This is a genomic window from Shewanella gelidimarina (genome assembly GCF_023283945.1).
Lineage (GTDB): Bacteria > Pseudomonadota > Gammaproteobacteria > Enterobacterales > Shewanellaceae > Shewanella > Shewanella gelidimarina.
The window spans coordinates 68198-88859 of the sequence record NZ_JAKIKW010000004.1; the positions used below are offsets into that span (position 1 = coordinate 68198).

16 protein-coding genes are annotated in these 20662 nt (G+C 43.9%); 6 read left to right on the forward strand and 10 right to left on the reverse strand.

The annotated features are described in order from the left end of the window. Positions 1-3081 (forward strand): molybdopterin-dependent oxidoreductase, encoded by a 3081-nt coding sequence (locus L2729_RS05290; protein WP_248987313.1) that lies wholly within the window; start codon positions 1-3, stop codon positions 3079-3081. Positions 3082-3315: 234 nt separating this feature from the next. Here the strand turns inward: L2729_RS05290 and L2729_RS05295 are convergent, their stop codons facing one another. From L2729_RS05295 to L2729_RS05340, 10 genes are all read right to left on the reverse strand, one after another. Next, a complete protein-coding gene (locus tag L2729_RS05295) occupies positions 3316-4278 on the reverse strand; it encodes a LysR family transcriptional regulator (protein WP_248987314.1) in 963 nt (320 codons plus the stop codon). A gap of 287 nt (positions 4279-4565) precedes the next feature. After that, on the reverse strand, positions 4566-5684 hold the full coding sequence (locus L2729_RS05300) for a site-2 protease family protein (RefSeq protein ID WP_428848223.1): 1119 nt from the start codon (positions 5682-5684) through the stop codon (positions 4566-4568). Between the two features lie 362 nt (positions 5685-6046). Then, positions 6047-7717 carry a flagellar assembly protein A gene (locus tag L2729_RS05305; RefSeq protein WP_248987316.1) on the reverse strand — a complete coding sequence of 557 codons (1671 nt, stop codon included), beginning with the start codon at positions 7715-7717 and terminating at the stop codon, positions 6047-6049. Positions 7718-7899: 182 nt separating this feature from the next. Beyond that, a complete protein-coding gene (locus tag L2729_RS05310; RefSeq protein ID WP_248987317.1) occupies positions 7900-8928 on the reverse strand; it encodes a methyltransferase in 1029 nt (342 codons plus the stop codon). Between the two features lie 143 nt (positions 8929-9071). After that, positions 9072-10376, reverse strand: a complete 1305-nt coding sequence (locus tag L2729_RS05315) for an alkaline phosphatase (RefSeq protein ID WP_428848224.1) — start codon at positions 10374-10376, stop codon at positions 9072-9074. Between the two features lie 18 nt (positions 10377-10394). Further along, a complete protein-coding gene (gene gshB, locus L2729_RS05320; protein ID WP_101092404.1) occupies positions 10395-11342 on the reverse strand; it encodes a glutathione synthase in 948 nt (315 codons plus the stop codon). Positions 11343-11461: 119 nt separating this feature from the next. Further along, positions 11462-12193 carry a 16S rRNA (uracil(1498)-N(3))-methyltransferase gene (gene rsmE / locus L2729_RS05325; protein WP_248987318.1) on the reverse strand — a complete coding sequence of 244 codons (732 nt, stop codon included), beginning with the start codon at positions 12191-12193 and terminating at the stop codon, positions 11462-11464. 14 nt (positions 12194-12207) lie between these two features. Further along, positions 12208-12951, reverse strand: coding sequence for an endonuclease (locus L2729_RS05330; protein WP_346347753.1), 744 nt, complete (start codon positions 12949-12951; stop codon positions 12208-12210). A 108-nt stretch (positions 12952-13059) separates the two neighbouring features. Continuing rightward, a complete protein-coding gene (locus tag L2729_RS05335) occupies positions 13060-13626 on the reverse strand; it encodes a SprT family zinc-dependent metalloprotease (protein ID WP_248987319.1) in 567 nt (188 codons plus the stop codon). An 84-nt stretch (positions 13627-13710) separates the two neighbouring features. Next, positions 13711-14871, reverse strand: coding sequence for a pyroglutamyl-peptidase I (locus L2729_RS05340; protein WP_248987320.1), 1161 nt, complete (start codon positions 14869-14871; stop codon positions 13711-13713). A gap of 301 nt (positions 14872-15172) precedes the next feature. Between L2729_RS05340 and blaOXA the strand changes: the two genes are divergently transcribed. The 5 genes from blaOXA to L2729_RS05365 all read left to right on the forward strand — a co-directional run bounded on the left by blaOXA (position 15173) and on the right by L2729_RS05365 (position 20656). Then, entirely contained in the window at positions 15173-16009 is an 837-nt protein-coding gene (gene blaOXA / locus L2729_RS05345) for a class D beta-lactamase (protein WP_248987321.1), read from the forward strand. Positions 16010-16650: 641 nt separating this feature from the next. Next, positions 16651-17964 carry a sigma-54 dependent transcriptional regulator gene (locus L2729_RS05350; protein ID WP_248987322.1) on the forward strand — a complete coding sequence of 438 codons (1314 nt, stop codon included), beginning with the start codon at positions 16651-16653 and terminating at the stop codon, positions 17962-17964. 204 nt (positions 17965-18168) lie between these two features. Then, the gene (locus L2729_RS05355; RefSeq protein ID WP_248987323.1) at positions 18169-18783 is read left to right on the forward strand and encodes a hypothetical protein; all 615 of its coding nucleotides are present in this window, start codon (positions 18169-18171) and stop codon (positions 18781-18783) included. A 28-nt stretch (positions 18784-18811) separates the two neighbouring features. After that, the gene (locus tag L2729_RS05360; protein ID WP_248987324.1) at positions 18812-19906 is read left to right on the forward strand and encodes a hypothetical protein; all 1095 of its coding nucleotides are present in this window, start codon (positions 18812-18814) and stop codon (positions 19904-19906) included. A gap of 63 nt (positions 19907-19969) precedes the next feature. Beyond that, positions 19970-20656 (forward strand): C39 family peptidase, encoded by a 687-nt coding sequence (locus L2729_RS05365; protein WP_248987325.1) that lies wholly within the window; start codon positions 19970-19972, stop codon positions 20654-20656. Positions 20657-20662 lie beyond the last annotated feature (6 nt).

The following is a 20662-nucleotide window of genomic DNA, read 5'->3' on the forward strand; positions in this document are numbered from 1 at the left end:
ATGGATCGTAGACGTTTTTTAAAGGCGGGATCGGCCGCCGCAGTGATGACAGCAGGTGCAGCAAGTACCCAAGTTATGAGTTCGGATCGCAGTAAAACAAGTGATGCAGATATTAGTAAATATGCACCCACTTCATTAACGCCTGAGTATCGCTTCGATGCGGACAATAAGATGATTGAAAACCAGGAACAGCGCTTCGCATTTTCAAAGTGTTATGGTTGCTTCAATGTCTGTGGTGCACGGCTGAGTATCGATAATAAGACCGACAAGGTGTTACGCGCCGTGGGTAATCCCTACACCTTGACTAATAACGCTGGTCAACCAATGACAATGGAAACATCGCCTAAAGATGCCATGTTCCAGCTTTCTGCGGCCAGTGGTTTAAGCCAAAGTAATCGGGCCACCCTTTGTGGCCGTGGTAATGCGGTTCCCGATGCGTTTGATGATAAACACCGAATTACCGCTTGTATGAAACGTGTCGGTAATCGTGGTGAAAACAAGTGGAAAACCATCTCTTATGAGCAAATGCTGAAAGAGGTCGTTGATGGAGGCGATCTCTTCGGTGAGGGACATGTTGAGGGGTTGAAGGCGATTCACGCTAATCCAGCATTAGCTAATCCGGCTTATCCTGATTTCGGTCCGGTAAAAAACCAGTTACTGGTTTCAACGTCATCTGAACAAGGTGCGCGCGCCGATTTTATGCACCGTTTTGTTGCTGAGGCATGGGGGACACCCAATATCGGTACTAAGGATTCCTATTGCGGTCACCAACAGGTTGCAGGCTGTGCCTTAGGTTGCTTCGACGCTGTCGATGAGATGGCACTGCCTCAAGCCGATTATGAAGAGTCAAAGTTTGCTATTTTCATAGGCACTAACCCTGGGACCAGCGGTAATGGCTTGAATGTAGGCTCTCGTCGTTTAGCCAAGGCTCGTACTGATCGTGATGACTTTAAGTATGTGGTCATCGATCCTATTTTGCGCTCATTGACCTCAGAAACGGACACCGCAAATGGTGAGTGGTTACCGATCAAATCCGGTGGTGATACTGCGTTAATGTTCGCCATGTTGCAGTACATTATTAATAATGACCGCTACCGAGCAGCCTATTTGGAGGCACCCAGCCAGGCAAGCGCAGATGCCATTGGTGAGATGAATTATACCAATGCCACCTACTTAGTCGTAAAAGATAAAAAACATCCTCTTTATAACCAGTTTCTGACTGCCAAAGCCTGTGGTTTAGGCAACGCGGAAGTGAAGATGGTGATAGATAAGCAAACCGGTAAACTGGTCACGGGTGACAGTGAGCTGGCGGCAGCATTATTCTATAAGGACGGCGTAACCTTAGGCGATGGTTCACAAGTACAAGTTGAAACGGCGTTTTCGCTGCTCAAGCAACGCGTCAATAGCCATTGCATGCAAGCGCTTGCAAAACGTTGTGAAATACCGGTGGTGAAGATAGAAGAATTGGCCAAGGAGTTTACCTCCCATGGTCGCAGTGTCTCTATTGAAACCAATACCGGCTGTAACGCTACCGATGGTGGTCAGTTCGCCTTCGCGATGATTATGTTGGCGACAATGGTTGGCGCGCATAATGCTAAGGGCGGCATGATGCATATGGGGGGAGTGGGATATGCTGCCATGTATGATATCTATGACGGCCCACTGTATAACTTAATGGACTTCGAACACACTGAAGTGGTCGGATTTAATGCCGAGCGCTCTGGCGATTATGAACAGAGCCATGAGTATCAGCAGAAAGTGGCAAAAGGGCTTAATCCATATCCGGCAAACGAGGCATGGAACAACACCTTTGTGCAAGATAACAGTGGCGAATTGCTGGTCGCCCATGCGAATAAAAACCCGTTCAACTTTAAAGCGTGGATCACCTGGTCAACGAATCCGATTTACGGCTGCTCTGGCTTGCAGGATCAGGTTGAAGATTCCATCAAAGATCCTAAGCAACTGGGTTTGATCATTGCGCTTGACCCTTACATCAACGAAACCAATGTTTTCGCCGATTATATTGTCCCAGATACGCTTCAATATGAGGCATGGGCAAGCTCACGTATGTGGGGTAGCGAATATATTGGTGATGTGGCTTGTGTTCCTGTTGTCGAAGCGCGCACCGCTAAAACCGTCAAGGGTGAGCATGCCAATATGGAGCAGTTCATCATTGACGTCAGTAAAGCAATCGGCTTAAAGGGGTTTGGCGATAACGCATTTACTGATGTTGCAGGTCAATCATATCCTCTGAATACGCCGGCTGATTTCTATGTCCCGTTATTTGCTAATATCGCACATACTGGCACTGTATTACCCACGCCGACGGATGAGGACATTAAGTTCACTAGTGTTGATCGTGCTTTGCCTATGTTCGAAGCGCGCTTGAAGCCGCAAGAGGTTGGGCCAACGGCATTTATGCTGACTCGTGGTGGACGTTATGAGCGTGTCGATGAGCGTTATGAAGGAGAATTTTTTAATGCAGCAATGCGCATGGATACTCAATTTCAAATCTATAACGAATCATTAGCCAGAGTAAAGGATTCCTATACGGGTGAGTTCAATGATGGTCAGCCTGTTTATGATGTTGATCGTTTCTGGGATGGTTCAGCAGTTAGAGATCATTGGAATGAGAAAGACTATCCGTTTAACTTCTCTACCTTTAAGTTGCATCTGCGTAGCCCCTATTCAGTCGCTTTACCTCGCATTACGGCGTTAGGAAGTACAAACTATATTCAGTTACATCAGGATGATGCCGTCAAATATAACCTTAAGTCTGGCGATAAGGCTCAGGTTCTGTCCCCTAAGGGAAAATATCTAGAAGGGATTGTTCAGGCGGATAAAACGGTTGCTCGGAACACCATCGTCGTTGGTATGGGTTATGGCCATACCGCGTTTGGTGCCAGTGCTGTTGAGGTGGATGGTGTGGTACGAGCAGGGATCAAAGAGCGCGGGACTGGGATCTGTCCCAATGCGTTCAACGTCGTTGACCCAACCCGTAAAGGGGCGAGTCTTTATCGTGACAGAACCTTCGGCTCGACGGCTAGGCACGGTGTTCCCGTAGGACTGAAGAAGGTATAAAAGTGATTGATTAAACGATTGGTCCCTCATTATTGATAATGGTAATGAGGTTGGCCTGAATCTAGTTAGAATTAATACTTTTGCTACATTGAGGAGTGAGTTGTTGTACGCTTAACTGACGGGAACGTTGTTCCCCTCATCCCGTTGGTTCTTCGACATTTTTTATCCTATAGCCTCTATTTATCTGATCAAACGATAAGTAGAGGATTTTTTATGCCGCTAGCATTTGCCGGCTTAAGACTTCAGTGCCAGATACCATTCGTCTCTAATGTTGTTAAACAACTGCTGCTTGAGCCAGTGGTGAGTCGCTGACTGATTTATTTCGGAGTAAATTAGATAGTTTCCTACTCTGCGTCCTACGTTGATCATATCAAGCAATTGTTCGGTCAGTTCTTGGGGGAGCGTACAAGTTTGTATATCTGAAATTAAGTCATAGTACTCTCGGGTAAAGACATTACAGCTCAACGAAATTGAATTGGTATCGATAATGTGACGACTCAGAGCGGCGATATTATCAGTCGCACCAACTATTTGAAGGCTCTTTCCCTGTTTTTTTGCTATCTGTTCCAGTATTGGAGAGCAGAGGTCATTAAAATTATCTAACGCAAAATATCCATATTTACACAGGTTATCGACAGTAAGTTCATCATCAAATACAGGATGACCAGTCTTGGCGATTAAAAACAGCTCCTCAGTCGGGGAGAGCATTTCACTGATGATTTTATGATCTTTAAAATTTTCGTATACCACGGCAAAATCGATTTCACCTTGTTCGATGGCCCGGCTGCAGTCACTGGATAAGGTTCTTATCTCGAATGTTAAATTTGGAGCCCGTGGTAACACAAATTCATTGACGACTTTATTTATGACGTAGGTAAATTCGTTGTAGGCATAGATCTTAAAATGCCCTTTAGCGGTTAGCGGATTAAATTGAGTATGGTTGTGCTTGAGAACCTGATAACCATGTAGTAGCTGTTTAACGCAGGGTAAAACCTGTATCGCTTTATCGGTTAATACAAAACCTTGGGCTCGACGAATAAACAATACGTCTTTAAAGATGTCCCTTAATATACCGAGATGCCGACTTACCGACGAAATACTCATGCCTAATTCGTTGGCGACTAAGCCTGCATTCAAATGCCGGCTGACGGATTCGAATACAATTAAAGAGTGATAATCTAGCCGTTCAATATTCATGTTTGATACAAAGTAGTCCCTTTGTTATTTATTATCATATGATTCGGGTGGCGGCAAACATGGACTGTCAAATTTGAGCTATAGCTGGGTTTTTAGGACTTTGGATCAATTATATGATGCTTTCTGATAGGGAATGATGATCTAGACAACTCGTATACACACCAATCAGAATGGGGACTCATGTCGGTGATGATTACATTTTTTGTCATAATCGGACATTCGTCTCTGATGATAACCATTAAAAAAGGCATTCGTGATGAATGCCTTTTTTGTGAAATAAGTAATGCTTAACTCTTTAGGATCTCTAAAGGTAGCGCAAGCATATCGTCACCGCTGCCAGCAAAATACCAGATGATGCCAATCAATGCGCCGACAGTGACGAGGTACCACACCGTGGAAAAAATTTGACCGTAGCGATCGAGTGGTAACAAATGACTTTGGTGCCGCGCTTTCCATTCAAAAACAATTTCAGCACTACCGATAAGCAATAGGAATCCTAATAGGGCTAAGCCTAAGGTGTAACTGATATACACACCCACCGCAGCGCCAGCAATACAAGCAACCAATCCCATCACGCTGTTCATTGAAAAGCTGATGCTTTTTAAAATATGCCCACCATCGAGCGGTAAGATTGGCAGTAAATTAAACAGGTTGAGTAAGGCGTTAAATGCGGCCAATCCAGCGAAGAAGATGTTACCTGTCACCCAGTAGGCAACTAATGCCGCGATAGACATCAATAGGCCAAAAGTGGGTCCCATTATCGAAATCACCACATCTTGCCAGCGAGTATTAATCTTTTCATCGCTGAGGGCTAAGCCCCCCATAAAAGGGATAAGGTAGATACCTTTGGTTTTCATACCAAAGTGTTTCATTGCACGAATATGGCCATATTCGTGAAACACCAAGCACGCGATTAACGCGAGTGCAAACTGCAATGAAAATAACCAAGAGTAGGCAGCAACACTCGCCCCCGCGAGAACAACTTTAATCACCTTGGCGCTTTTGAGCAGTTTGAAACCTAGCGACGCTAAGCCAACCATACTAAATTGCTTTTTCTCTGCAATGGCGACTGTCGGTACTTGCTGCTCAATGTCTTTACTGTTGCGTTGGCCGCTATTGATAAGCTGCTCATTGTGTAGCAGGCGATAATCGATGACAAAAGGCTGCCAGCGCAGATCGGTCTCTAAGGTGATCTTTAGTATTTTCTGTTGCGGTGTTTCAAGCGTATCAGTTGCGCTCGGCGCTGCAGTGTTCAATTCGAAAGTATGGCTTTTAACGCCTTCATTCTCAGTACTTGCTTGGATCACTGAGACTAAGGTATCGCCCCAAAAGAGTTGTTGCCAGCCTGCCATTGATCCCTCTAAGCGAAGAGGTTTTCCAAGGCAGTCAATGTTCAATAATTCCACGTCATATCTCAACGATTTAAAGTAACGTTATTATGCCGTCAAATAGGGTTATACCCAAGCTACTTCAACATGCTCGTTTCAGAGATCCCGAAGTGCAAGGCGAGAAGCAACATTTTGCTGCGTTCTCTATTGATAAGAAATAAATATTGAGTTCTGATGACATGGATGCAAATGGTGGAGCGAAGCATGACTGAATGGTCTATTTTGTTCCATACAAAATAAGACATTTCCACCTTCCTTGGCGGTCAGATTCAGAAAGTAGAATAACGCAACCGACCTTGAACTCTGTCACTTTTCGACATGCTGCATCCGAGGTCGTTCAGGTATATAGACAATGGATCCTAGTTTTACTTTGCAGTTAGTTACTTTTTAAGGCTGTAGTCGAAGTTAATCTCTTGATTGTTATTGGTGATGCTACAAGGACCATGCTCTCGCTGAGTACGGTTAAATGCGCCGCCAATATGGATCTCAATATTAGCAAAAACATGTTTTAAGGCATCAACTCTATAGTTTTTATAGTAACCCGCTATCTCTTGCTGAATGGTTTCAAATTCAGCTTGCTCTTGCAGTTTAGTACTGGCAATTCGACGTTTTTCCTCAAGCATCACTTTGACTTGTTCTACCATCATTTCATCGTCTTGCCACTGAGCTTTGGGTGGCAGATTTCCGAGTTGGCCTTCAATGTTTGAAATGGCCACCATCATGGAGCTAATACTGTCTTTAAGTTGTACTAAATCTTGCTTGAACTCACTGATATTCATAGCACAGAATATTTCTGTCTTAGTCCCCGCAGTAGCACCAATAGCGACCACTTTTAAGCCTTTATCAACCTCAACTTTTCCGCCGACTAAATCGCCACGGCGGCCGCTACTATCGCAGACTGTTAGCTGTTGTTTAGTTTTAGCATGGCTGTGAAGTAATTGCTTAGTGACCAAGATATTACCCATAGCTTCAAGCGTTGAATATTGCACAAACTGAGCGCTGATCTGACCTTGTGCTTTTAGAGTCGTGGAGAGTGCGCCCTCTTTTAATTGCCGGCCTATAACGCCTTTGCTAACGGTAATATCACCTTGGGCAATGAGGGTTGCTGAGTCGACAAATCCCATAACGGTGATATCGCCTGAACTTTTTACCACCATGCCTTCGCCAACGTCGCCAGTGATCAATACGCTGCCTTTAAAGTCGACATGTCCGTAGCCGACATTAACATCTTTTATTTGTAATACATCATCAACCTGCATCCCCTGTTTGTTTTCCACGGGTTGTCCTGCGGCTGCAGCGATTAATAAGTTGGCATTGTTATCGCAAAATTTGGTGCCATTGCCAGCAACGAGTTTGAGATCTTTGCCGGGTTTGGCAAGCAGCTTATTACCACAAACATTGTAACCATCGACGCCTGTTGTGGCAGGGTGTTTCAATATGAGTGCATTGCCTGGTTTTACCGTGATCACAGCCCCCAGATTACGCATATCGACACTGCCGTCGCTATTCTCTTGGGGTTGCAATAGGCGTTCTCGGGCGAGTAGTACTTTTCGCTCTAAACGGGCTGACTGTCCTTGTACTGCAGTGCGGCCTTGGGCAATGATATTGTTACATTGCTCACCCGGTTGTAGTGATGAAAATTGGGTTAATGAGAGATCGATTTTTGGCTTGCTAAGGCCGAGCTTTATTTGCTGTAACTTTAAGTTTTGCAAAATATCTTTGAGGGTGACGTCTTGACCGCCGTAGGCTGCGGTTAAGGTCATTGATGCTTGCATCTTGTCTTCTGAGAGCTCAAAACTAATGCTGGCATCACGGCGCTGTGCAATGGCAAAAAATAGCTCATGCTGGCCATCATCTTGGCTACAAAGTTGATTGACTTGAATAACGGCTTTGCTGATGATCTCTTTTAGCGGTAATAGATTGGAAAAACCAGGCAGCGCTAGCAGTCCCATCAAGTCCGTTTCAGTAATAGGACCATGGGTGTTAGGGATCAACTTTAATTCGGCCTTTTCACCGTCTGCGCTTAATTCTATGAGCTCTGGGTGCAGCATGAAGATCCCTATCGTTTATGCATTATTATAAAGAGATTGGGGTCGAGTATAACCATATAACACACAGCCATGAAAGTATAAGGCATATAACCTGAGACTAAACTCACAGCTAAGACGTAACAATGATATTGGTATAAATATTCAACGAGTTAAATATTTATACCATACTTTTATATTTTGTTTTAGCGTTTCAAGTTGGAGTAAATTTTGTACCGGCTATTTTCAGCTCCGACGTTAACGCTACCGAATTTTTCATTTATACAGTCTGAGTAAGGGAGGTGTCGATTAGCGACAATATGGAACATTCCACCTTTCGCTAAATTTGCTGCACTGGCTTTAACAAAATCGATGGCTATAGTGGTGAGGCGGTTTAAGCCGTCATGAAAGGGTGGATTGGAGATAATGCCGTCGTAGCTCTTGGTGGTTTGTGCCATACCGTCAGATGCAAATACTTCAGCTTCAAGCCCGTTGGCCTGCAGGGTGAGCTCGCAAGATAGCAACGCCATCGCATTGATATCGACACATTCAAGTTTGAGTTTTGGTTGGGCGGTTAATAATGCCGCGGCAATGACGCCTGCACCGCAACCAAAATCAAGGACTGTTCCGCGCATATTGGGTAAATTATCGAGTAATAACTTAGTGCCTTCATCGAGTTTTTTCTCACTAAATACACCGACCATATTGCAAATAGTAATTTCACCTTGAGGTGTTTGCACTGGGTACTTGCTGCACCAGTCTTGTATTTTTATTTCTGGCGCTTCGCGATCGAGTTCACTGGTAAATACAATACAGTGGCGAGCGTTATCGGCTTTAAAGGCTTTGTCGAAGTAGTCTGGCAGCAGCTTAGGCAGTGACTTTATTCCACCTTTATTCTCGCCAACCACTATTAGTTGCCCTTGTAGTTTAAGATGCTTGGCCGCAAGGTTAAACAAGTAAGGCGCTAATGCTTTGGCTTTAGGGAAATACACAATAACGCTATCAAAGCGTTCTTGGTTAGGGAGCTGGTGGCCAAAATACAACTGTAGATTAGTCGCTGCATGTGGCTGCATTATAAGGTGATGATGGAAATCTAAGGCTAAAGCGCTCACGCTCGAGGCACTGTCTAATAATGCTTTAGGTAGAGTATCGCCTTCATAATTGAGTACTAAAACAGAGTGGCCGTTAACTAAATCACTATTTCTAAGAAGGGCTTGCGAAGCATTGGTTAGCATGAGTTTTCAAGGTCTGGTAACAAGTGAGTGTAATTATACCCAAACCACCTAAATATGCACTTTTAACTCGCCAATAAAAAGCCACCCATCAAACTTTGAGAGGTGGCTTAAGTATATCGACAACCTGAGTATATCGACGAACATCAGTTAACTTTCGGCAATAAGCTCATCATTTTTTCAGCAATGTGGGTATTGTCTTGATTACCTTTGAATAGATCTGCAGCAGGACCCATCGCAAAGACTTGGACGTCAACACCAGTATGACCGCTCGTTGTCCAACCGGTGTAACTGCGAGTATCAATGATTTTTTTCAGGGCGACTTCCAATGTACTTTTTCCCTGCATACGAGCATTTGTTAGTTGCTGTAACTCAGTGCTATTGACGTCGAATCCAAGCTGTTGGTTCACACCAGCTTGCCAATCGTCAGCGGCAATAGCGTGTGTGGCAATGCTAGCAGGGCTCGCGCTTATGCCTTTTAGCAGCTTGGTGTCCCACTGATATTCGCCGTTCGCGCCAATAGATAAGCCGCCAGTATTATGATCTGCTGTGACCACTAATAACGTATCTGGGTGTTGGCGAATATACTGTTCGACCACTTCAATGGCATTGGCAAAACCTTGCATTTCAGCCATTGCGGTGGCGATATCATTGTTGTGTCCAGCCCAGTCAATCAAGCTGCCCTCAACCAGTAACACAAAGCCTTTTTCATTTTGAGAAAGCAGATCCAATGATTTTTGGGTTAGCTTGCTCAAAGTATTGGCATCAGTATCATCAATCACCCAAGGCAGCTGCACTTCAGCAAAGAGCCCGAGTACTTTAGGCTGAGTAATACTGTCGAGCTGCGCTAATTCAGTAATGTGTTGGTAACCTTTAGCACTGAACTGGCTTAAAAGAGCTTCAGAGAAGTACTTTCGTCCACCGCCTAAGATCACGTCAGCATCAGATTTAAGCATATCCGCTGCGATGGCTTCATAATTTTTACGGCTTTCGTTATGCGTTAAAAAGGCGGCGGGAGTTGCATGGTTCACTTGAGCCGTCACTGCTACGCCGGTAGACATACCGCGCGCTTTAGCCATCTGCATGATGGTAGTTAAAGGGCGTTTATTGATGTCGACAGCGATTGCGCCATTGTAGCTTTTAAAGCCGGTGGCAAGTGCCGTTGCAGATGCCGCTGAGTCGGTGACATAGCCGCTCTCTCTGGCGGGGTAAGTTGACGCCATACCCACAAGTAAGCGGTCAAACACCGTCTGCTCAATCTCTTCGGTATCAGGGTTGTCCTGAAAATAACGATAGGCGCTAGTATAAGCAGGGCCCATGCCGTCGCCGACCATGATAATCATGTTTTTAGGGCGCGATGGCGCCTGATGCATATCGATATTCGCAGTCGCATACAGTGGCAAAACGGCAAGGGCACTAAGGACCCAAGTAAAGGTGTTTCTAAAAGTCATACCGAGTCCTTGAACTGATTATTTGTTGATTCTAGCTTCAATCGAATCCATCAACATGCCGGTGATATCGACATCAAAAGCCGCTTCAATCTCTTTAATACAGGTTGGGCTAGTGACATTTATCTCTGTAAGCTTATCGCCGATAACGTCAAGCCCAACAAAGATAAGGCCGCGCTTTTTGAGTTCAGGGCCAATAGTGCGTGCAATATGCCAATCAGATTCAGATAGTGGCTGCGCGACGCCGCGACCGCCAGCGGCTAGATTGCCACGAGTTTCGCCTTTTTGAGGAATGCGTGCTAATGAGTAAGGTACTGGCTCACCATCTACCACCAAAATACGTTTGTCACCGGCGGTAATGTCTGGAATGAATGCTTGTACCATTGCATATTGTTGACCTTCGTGGGTCAGGGTTTCGATAATGACACCTAAGTTTGGATCATCCTTTTTAACTCTGAAAATAGAGCTGCCACCCATGCCGTCGAGCGGTTTAAGAATGATGTCGCCTTTCTCTTTATGGAAAGCACGAATGCGCTGCTCATCACGAGTGACGATTGTTTCAGGAGTAAATTCAGAGAACCAAGCGGTAAATAGTTTCTCATTTGCATCGCGTAAACTTTGCGGCTTATTGACGATAAGCACACCTTGTTCTTCAGCGCGTTCTAGCATATAAGTCGCATAAATGAACTCAGTATCAAACGGCGGATCCTTACGCATTAAAATAACGTCGAGATCGGCCAGTGGTGTATCAATAGCATCTTCTAATTGATAAAAGTCCTGTGGGTCTTCTTTTACCGTGAGTGCACGCATGGTTGCCATTGCTTGACCATTAACCATGGCTAAGTCGTTCATCTCCATGTAAAACAGCTGATAACCACGGGACTGTGCTGCCATTAACATGGCGAAGCTTGAATCTTTCTTGATGTTTATTTCGCTGATGGGATCCATCACGATACCGAGTTTTATCATGGAGCGTGTTCCTTATTCTGTGTTCGTTTTTGCTGCTAACATGAAGCCTGACCCGTATTTTTATAGTCAAACGCCATTAAACATATGCAGTGTTGATTGAGATGTCGCGACAGCTAATATTAACCAATATCGCCAAATTTTAGCTGCAAGGCACTTATTGTCGTGAGCGCTGCGGTTTCGGTGCGTAATACTCTTGGTCCGAGCAGGACATCGGTAAACTTGTGTGTTTCCGTCATGCTAATTTCAGTTGCAGATAAGCCGCCTTCAGGACCAATAACCAGTCTGACTTTATTGTTGGGCAGGCTTAAACCGTTAACACCATGAGACGCTCTAGGATGCAGATTCAGTTTAAGCGACGTTGTCTCTTCTGCACACCAGTCGATGAGCTGCATGGCTGGGCGAACTTCTGGGATGACACTTCGACCAGATTGCTCACATGCGCTAACCACAATTTTTTGCCACTGTTGGATTTTTTTCTCTAAACGTTCACCGCTCAGCTTCACCCCACAGCGTTCTGAAAATAATGGGGTAATAGTATTCACGCCAAGTTCGACCGATTTCTGAATGGTAAAATCCATTCTGTCACCGCGAGAGATAACCTGACCTAAATGCAGATGAAGTGGCGATTCACTGTCATTGCTTTCACAAGATAAGACCTTCACAGCGACATTTTTCTTACTGGCACTAACGATTTCAGCCAAATAATTATGGCCATCACCGTTGAATAAACAAACTTGCTCACCCGCAGCCATTCTAAGTACGCGGCCAACATGCCCAGCAGCTTCTTCGTGAAGTGATACCGTTTGTTCGATTGCCAGTGAAGACGCTTGGTAAATTCTTGGAACTCTCATGGTACGGTTTAGCCTTATTCTGCGATGTTCGTTGCTGAAATTAACTGCTTACATTGCGCTTGCACAAAGTCGTTGTGATTACCTTGTACCTTTGCAATTTCTTGATCTCGCTTGCACTCAATAGTATCAACTGGATAGCTTTTATCCCATGCTTTAAATAACTTTAATTGGCTAGGGGATATTTTCAAAGAATATACGCTTTGCATGTAAAGATAAGTTCGCGCTATTTTGCCTCGGGTGTAGCTCGGTGGCTCGACTTTACGCGCTTTAAAATCAACGCTCATTCTGCATTGACCATATTGTACAGGCTGAGCATTCCACTGACTAAATCGATAGTTACTGCGATCACCGTTAACTTCACCTACTGCGGGCACAAGGTTATGCAGATCGGATTCCATCTTTTTAAACCGTTTATCGTTCTTGCCGCAGTTTTTTCGTCCACCTTGTTGCCAGCACTGACGTTGATGGCCAAACTCCCAAGCCGGAACAACATGTTCCCATTCTATTCTAGCGGCTCTTTTTTGCTGCTTGCGCACTTGATAACCACAGCGATTAAAATCAGTTTGCCATTTTTTGCCGTTAATTTTAATGTCACAACCACAATAAAAACTGGTAATGGGTAACGATTCTATATAGAGCTTTTTAGCGAGCCTTTTAGCTTGGCTAAAACTGGTTGGGTGTTTTGCGTTAGCGTAGCTAGGTAGCGGCGCGAGCCATATAAGACTAAGCGCTAGTATGAGCGCTTTGAATATCGATATTTTCAAACGTAATCCCTAAAATTAATCCCGGTAACGAAACTGATGCTCGTTTGGACAGATTGTAAGGGACGCGTGGATTCGGGGCAATGTTGTTAGTGGAAAATGGGCTTACTTTTTAATGGCATCACGCAGGTTTTGGCCACATTTACGGCAACGGTATTGAGTATCACCACGTAGTACTTTGTTGTGACGGCGAATGCTGAGATTGACGCTGCCGCAACCACACAAATATTCGAAGGTTTTACCCTCAACAGACTGCGTATTAAAGCTGTGGGTCGTGCGAGGTTGGCGATCATAGAGTTGACGCATTAAATGCTGCCATTGCACCCCGTGAGGTTTTACTCTGCCATAAAGTTGGAAGCTTAATAGGTGGCAGATCTCATGTGGTACAACATCGTCGATAAAAGCTTGTTGGTTATCTTGTAGGAGTAGCGGATTAAAACGTAGCTTATTAAGCTGTAAATGAGCGGTGCCCGCACTTTTTCCGCGCAGTTTAAAGTTGATCTCAGGGCGTGGGAATTCCTGCCCTAATGTTGCTTCTGCAACCTGATAACAATGCTCCACTTGGTTGGCGATACACTGTTGCAGTGGATCGGCAAAAGGCACTGCCGGGTGGTTGGCAGGTTTTGCGGCTAATATCCGCTTGGACTTAAAAGGGTTAAGCGTTTTGAACATTAAATCGGTAACTCACGATTGATGAACTCGCAAAGCGCGAGCCCATCAATGTTACCTGAGTGCATAGTGCCATACCAGAAAAGGTTATAGCGTTGTCGCTGCAGCCTCTACCATGGAGGTGACTTGCTCAACAATATCATGTTCGATTTTAACGTCATAAGCGGCTATGCGAGGGGTGTGAATGTGACCGACTGGAATAGCACTATTGAACTGCTTTTGTAGCAATATGGCGCGGTAAGATATCTCATTTGATAGATAACCACCGCCAGAGCCTTCAACTGAGGTTGCACTTTGCAGCTCAGCTAACGACTTCGCCTGAAACTGGCCTTTTGCTAGAGTGGAAACGGTGTGGTTGTCGTTCACTGTCCATGGACCAGTAACCGTTTGCATCGCTGCTATAGGTAATGAAAATTCAACAAACTCAGGCCCATTGAGTGTGCCACCATTAAACAGCGGTGCCATGGGGGCTTGTTTGTTTGCGCCTGTCAGTACGTTGAGATTATCGGGAGCTGCTGCGCTGCGATTGCGGCCAGGAAAACGTTCAATATCAAATTCATCGCGGCCCATGCTGACGGTAAAAATCATATCAACACTGTTGTCACGATAAAGGGGGGTTAATATGGATTCAATTAATCCTTCGTCAAAGTCGGCAAATCGCACAGGGATCATGACGGTTTCTATTTGGGCTTGTTTGCCATTGACCTTAAAGCGATAGCCATCAAGTGCTAAAGCGACCAGCCCAGACGGATTGCTCTGGTCGATATGACGGTCTAGGAAAAAAGGATCGAAGCCAGTGAGCAATATTTTAATCTCGACATCATCTTTAAACTGAATATCACTTAAGCCACGAGAGGATTTTTCGACAGCCTTGATAAGAATATCTCGTTGCCAAGTTGCTATTTTAAAATCAGGATCTTGAGTCTTTAATAAGTCACGCATGGCGAGACGGTTCCAATAAAGAGATCGATCGTCTAGATGACCTGATTGCACATCTCTAACAGCTTGCTGCCATAAGCGTAGCCCTTGATGCGCCACCATTTGGGTGATTTTTAGCTCATCAGAGTGTTGGACATATTTTTCAGACAGGTTAGTCACAAAAGCTTGATAACGGTTAACCACTTCTGGCATGGCTGCCGTTGCTGCGGGGAGTCGAGCCTCTTCAACATCGACTTTGGCATAGGCGGAAGTTGAGCTTAGACCGATTAATAGCGTCGTCGCTATTAATGCCATGCTAGGTGTTCTCATTGCGATATCCTTTCTTATTATAAGCTGCTTGAGTCACGGGCGAGTTAACGTTAAAAAAAACAGCATTTAGAGGCTATTAAATTACGGTTTTTAGTATGCCTTAGCGAGAGTTACATTGAAAGCAATGAGAAAATGATGATTTAAACATCGTTAATATTGCCACTTTTTGGCCACTATTCATCCTGTTATCGCCATAAAGCTCGAGCGTAGAACCGCTATGATAAGAAACATGATGGCGCCGTAATGATAATGCTAATGAACGGCCCAAGTAATGACTTAAAACAGGGAAAGGACAGAATAAATGGCTAGGATATTTTTGTTAGGTTTACTGATTGTATTAGCGGCAATAGCGTTAATTGTTGATGCTAACGATGAGATCTCTAACGAAGTACTGTTAGGTTCGGTGGTGGCAGAGCCTGAGTATACTGCTGATTGGGAACCCATATTCAGCGACAGCGATGTTCGCGGCGTATTGGTGTTATTTAACGCTGAAAAACCGCAGCTATTAACCAATAACTTGTTAAGGGCACAAACAGGCTTTATTCCAGCGTCTACCTTCAAAATCGCCAACGGCTTGATCGCGCTAGAATTGGGCGTGGTTACCGATGCCGAGGATCAATACCGTTGGGATAAGCAACCGCGTTCGTTTAATTCATGGAATCAAGATCATAGCTTCTCTAGTGCATTTCAATACTCAGTGGTGCCAATATTTCAGCAGATTGCTCGTGATATTGGTAAGCAGCGAATGGCCAATATGTTAGCAAGCTTAAACTATGGTAATGAATCAATAGGCGGGGGGCTTGATAGGTTTTGGTTAGAGGGTGACCTTCGAATTAGTGCTATTGAACAAATTCAGTTTCTGCAGCGTTTGCATGGCAATACGTTGCCCTTAAGTGTGCGTTCACAATCGATAATGAAGCAAGTGATGCTAACAGAGTCTGGTGACCATTATGCCATCTATGCCAAGACAGGTTATGCGAACAATGGCGCAACTGATATCGGCTGGTGGGTCGGTTGGGTGGAGAAAGATGCAAGCACCGTCTTCTTTGCGCTAAATCTAGATCTAGCGAATATAAAGCAAGCTTCTCTTAGACAAAAGCTAGTGAAACAGATCCTGCAATTCGAGCAGATCATTTAGGTTAATTAAAAAAGATTTAAAACAGTGCCTAAAGCTAAAAAAAAAATTAGTCAGAGTCAATCTTGCTATTCAAGTCGTACTAAGCGCCATTTCTGCAGTATCTTTACTCATCCCGTCGATATCAGTCTTTTAACTGCTGCTTTTAAGTAATTGGTTTTATTTTTAATTCTGCAAATATCACGATGACGGCTATCAAAAGATAAATGATACTCACGCAGTCCATTAATAAATCCATGACTGAATCAATCCTTAACATATGACTCGCTAGCTATGTAACAGCATTACTTTGCAGTGAATAACTCCATCTAAATGACTACTAGTTACTATACTAACTGTTTAGCGCTGCTTTATTCATACGAACACACCCATGGGCTTACTGGGGTGTGTACTAAAGGGCTGAGGTGCTGGTTTTAGGTTTGGGTATTGTCACGGAAAAGGAATGTTAAGCGCCCATATGAGCGATAGCATATAAATCAAGCCATCCTTAGAGCAGGATTGAGTCGTTTTTGATAAAAGAAACCTGAATGATTACTGGTATAAGAGTTGTTAGCGTGAATGCTCTGGTAGCACTTATTGTCGCTTTAGGGTTAGGTTTACGCGAATGAAATTCATAATGGAGTGAAGTACTGAGAGGGAAGGCGATGAAGCATTTGAGCATGATTGGGTATAACTATGATGACTACTTATGTGAGCAATTAAAGAGAAAGGAGATATTTGTCGATTATTTCGATGTTAATAGTCGCACTGAAATCGATCTAAAATGCCAGCTGCTTTTATTGGATTTAAGAGGAAGCAACTGTGTTGATTGGGCGAACTCTCTGATTAAATCTCTTGATAAAAATGCACTCATTTTAGTGCTAATTGAGCGCCAACAGCTTAAATCTCCTGCAGTCCCCGTATTAATTGGTCAACACGCCTGGGATTACCACACTGCACCATTCGAAATGGATCGATTAATGAGATTGTTAGGCCATGCAATGGGGATTATCCGGATTAGGCAGCAATGTACAGCAAAGCTCAATTTGCCCTACGAAGAACCCGTTAGCACCTTGAATTCAGCGGTCATGCAGGTGTTAGATAAACAAGTTAAGCGTGCTGCACCAACAGAGATCCCTATCTTAATACGAGGCGAAAGCGGCGTAGGTAAAGAGCTCGTTGCTCGTAGAGTCCATCAACAATCATCACGTGCCAATGGCCCTTTTATTGCTGTCAACTGTGGTTCCTTAACTTCCGGCGTAGTGCAGTCTGAGCTATTCGGTCATGAAAAGGGCGCGTTTACAGGTGCGGTGACGCAACATAAAGGCAAAATAGCCCAAGCGGATGGTGGTACCTTATTTTTAGATGAAATAGGTGATTTACCATTAGAGCAGCAGGTCAATTTATTACGATTTTTGCAAGAGGGTACGTTTGATTTAGTTGGCGGCCATGCTCCTTGCTCTGCAAATGTACGCATCGTTGCCGCTACCCACATTGATTTAGATGTTGCCATTGAACGAGGAGAGTTTCGCTTAGATCTCTTTTACCGCCTGAATGGTCTAACGGTATTTGTGCCTTCATTGCGAGAGCGAAAGGAGGACATTATTGAATTGGCAATGCAATTTTGCCAACAATATGCGGGTGAGTATGGTGTTAAATCTTGTCAGTTTAGCCAAGAAGCAAAGCAAGCGATGCTTGAGCATAGCTGGAGCGGCAACGTTAGAGAGCTTATTAATCGCATCCGACGCGCTGTATTGTTATGCGAAGATGGCTTGATAAAATCGAGTGATTTGGAATTGAAAAAATCTATCGTGCAACCTGATTTTGCTCAAGGTCTGAAGTGCTTAAAGGACTCTGTAGAAAAGAAGGCACTATTAAATGCAATTGCACGGCATGATGGAAAAATGGATTTTGTTGCCAGTGATTTACAAATTTCACGAGCGACCTTGTATCGCTTAATCGACAAGCATGAATTGTAAGGGACTAAGCGAGGTTTCTCATTAATGAGAATAGATGTCGCAATTTAAAGTTATGTTAAATCAATGAATTATATTTTATTGTCTCAGAAATAAGATTTAAGAATTGCCATGTATAATTAACCTATTGAAAAATAACAATTTAATTTTTGGCTTGAAGATTGCTCATAGATAATACCTACTTAATTTTAATGTGATTGGTGTTTCATGAGAGCTCTGTTAAGCCTTACGATTAGTTTCCGTACTTGCCTCTTGTTGTTGTGGCTATCCCCCAGCTGCAGTTGGGCAAGTGATATTACGGAAGTTAATGTACACAACACTTCCTCAATCGAATCACAATCCTTTCTTAACGTTAGTGGGCGCTTAGGCCTAAATCAAAGCGCGGGTGATTATAACCTGCAAACAAACTCACATGCTTTCGGTAGTCATGTTGTCATCGTTAGTGATCAAAAGAATCCTTACCTAAATTCAACTTCCAATAAAGCAGCCTATAACGTAACGGCTATTGAAGAATTGGCTTTTGAAGGGGCGCAGGGATTAATCAGTATCAACCAAGTTAGTGGCCAAGGGAATATTCAGGCAAATCTAGGCGCAATCGCGCTGCAGTCAATATCAGGGTTGGGCATAGAGGACTCGGCTTTAGATAGTGTTGCCAGTCCTACTAATGTGATCCCTGTATTTGGCAGTAATGGCAATAACGTCTCAAGCATTGCAAATGACAGCTTTGTAAATGCACAAGGGATTATACAAATCAACCAAATTTCTGGCGATGGAAACAGCGCCATAAATCAGTTCTCGCTGCAGTTACCAAGTGGGAATTAATCATTTAAATGGAGCAATGGAGATGGAAATGAAAATGAATAAATTAACCCTAGTAATCTGCATCGGTGCAGCACTCAGTGCTAACGCGTTTGCAAATGGTAATGACAACTCAGACTCTAATTCAGAGTCCAATAGTAGCGTTGAACTCAATAAGAAGATCACTGTAGAGAAAGATATTACAATTAAAGGCGGGGCACTGGTACTTGGTGTGATTAAAGTTGATGCTTTAGGTATGGCGGTGGTCGACAACGTACAAACTTCTGGTGGTAATTTGACTGGAAATTCCTATGTCGAAAACTCTGCATCTATCTCTGGATCAGCATTTAACAATGCCAGCGGTAATATTGGAGTGAACCAAGCGGCGGGTGACTTTAACATACAGGGTAATTCAGCAGCTTTAGCTTCAATAGATCAAAGTTTTGCTTTTGGCTCTGGTGATGCTGAAATCTTCAGTACACAACGTGGTTCGTTTAACGGCACCATGAATTATGCAACGACGAACAGTGCATCTATTGCTGATGGGGCTTTCCAAGGTGCCTCAGGTAATATCGGTGTCAATATCGCATCAGGTGGTAATAATGTGCAGGCCAATAATATGGCGGCATCTTCACACAAGGGCAGTTTGGGAGAGGCGAGCGTGTCGAACTCACAGGTTTCTGCTCATAACGGCATTAGCAATGAGAGTGTGGTGCAAGATTCAGTTGAGTACGCCGATGTTTCTCTAGGTTTACGAGCAAGAGGTGGCTATAGCGGCACTTCAGATCAAACTGGCAGCTATTATCCAGAAATTTGGCAGGATGATGGCGAACATGAAAGCGGGGATAACGCCGTGTTATGGGGTCATATGGATATGGATACTGAAAATCCAAGCGGTGATGGTGGCCTGAGTTTTGAAGAGGAAGGTACCCTTGGTTTACGTGGTGTTGTGAGCGGTCAACTGCCGTTCTTTATTGAAACTGTGACTCAGAAAACCACCAATACTGCGTCTCTTAGTGGCAGCGCATTTCAAAATGCCTCTGGTAATATTGGGGTTAATATGGCATCAGGGAATGGTAATTTGCAGTCAAATAACCTATCACTTACTAGCATGACAGGAGGAGCGATCGTTTCTGAAGCTCCATAAATCTTACTTTGGTATCCGCTGCAGCCTGGGCTTGTCTCGGGCTGCTCTATACAAGGATGTACCATGATGAAATATCTACTTCTCTGGGTAACCGTTTTTTGTTCACCTGCGTTGTTTGCTGCTGAGATTATGTTGACAGGCATGATCCCTGGTATGGGTAACTACAGTAAAAACATTCAAAGTATCAGAGAGCGAAAGTTTGAATTTGTTGTACAACAAAAAACAGACTTTTCCTGCGGCGCTGCAAGCTTGGCGAGCATTCTTAAATATGGATACGGTAAAGAAGAGATAACCGAACAGCAAGTATTATTGGGAATGCTAAAAGTTTCCGATATGAAGGTGGTACAAGATCAAGGTTTTTCCTTGTTAGATATGAAGCGATATTTAGGTGCACAAAATATGCGAGGGCGAGGGTACCGTGTTGGGGTAGAAGAGCTTCAACAATTAAAAATTCCCGCAATCGTACTTTTAAACGACGGTGGATATAGCCATTTTGTTGTGATGAGAAGGTTTACGGAAAACCAAGTGTATCTTGGTGATCCCGCTCTTGGTAATCGAATTCTAAGTTTTGACGAATTTACGGAAAAGTGGAATGGAATTGTATTTGTAGTTATAGGTAACGAATACATAAAAGATAACCCACTGCTTCAACCTCGAGCCAAGCTAACTTACAACATATTAAGCCCTATGCAGCCGTTATCAGATGCTGAACTGTTAGAGTTCGGTTTTGAGTATGCAGATATGCTCTAGGAGGCA

Coding starts and splice junctions, on each gene's coding strand:
- rsmE (WP_248987318.1), bottom strand. CDS start 12,193: ATGAGAGTTCCAAGAATTTACCAAGCGTCTTCACTGGCAATCGAACAA.
- L2729_RS05305 (WP_248987316.1), bottom strand. CDS start 7,717: ATGCTGCACCCAGAGCTCATAGAATTAAGCGCAGACGGTGAAAAGGCC.
- L2729_RS05360 (WP_248987324.1), top strand. CDS start 18,812: ATGAAAATGAATAAATTAACCCTAGTAATCTGCATCGGTGCAGCACTC.
- L2729_RS05335 (WP_248987319.1), bottom strand. CDS start 13,626: ATGTTCAAAACGCTTAACCCTTTTAAGTCCAAGCGGATATTAGCCGCA.
- L2729_RS05355 (WP_248987323.1), top strand. CDS start 18,169: ATGAGAGCTCTGTTAAGCCTTACGATTAGTTTCCGTACTTGCCTCTTG.
- L2729_RS05295 (WP_248987314.1), bottom strand. CDS start 4,278: ATGAATATTGAACGGCTAGATTATCACTCTTTAATTGTATTCGAATCC.
- L2729_RS05290 (WP_248987313.1), top strand. CDS start 1: ATGGATCGTAGACGTTTTTTAAAGGCGGGATCGGCCGCCGCAGTGATG.
- blaOXA (WP_248987321.1), top strand. CDS start 15,173: ATGGCTAGGATATTTTTGTTAGGTTTACTGATTGTATTAGCGGCAATA.
- L2729_RS05310 (WP_248987317.1), bottom strand. CDS start 8,928: ATGCTAACCAATGCTTCGCAAGCCCTTCTTAGAAATAGTGATTTAGTT.
- L2729_RS05315 (WP_428848224.1), bottom strand. CDS start 10,376: ATGACTTTTAGAAACACCTTTACTTGGGTCCTTAGTGCCCTTGCCGTT.
- L2729_RS05365 (WP_248987325.1), top strand. CDS start 19,970: ATGATGAAATATCTACTTCTCTGGGTAACCGTTTTTTGTTCACCTGCG.
- L2729_RS05340 (WP_248987320.1), bottom strand. CDS start 14,871: ATGAGAACACCTAGCATGGCATTAATAGCGACGACGCTATTAATCGGT.
- gshB (WP_101092404.1), bottom strand. CDS start 11,342: ATGATAAAACTCGGTATCGTGATGGATCCCATCAGCGAAATAAACATC.
- L2729_RS05350 (WP_248987322.1), top strand. CDS start 16,651: ATGAAGCATTTGAGCATGATTGGGTATAACTATGATGACTACTTATGT.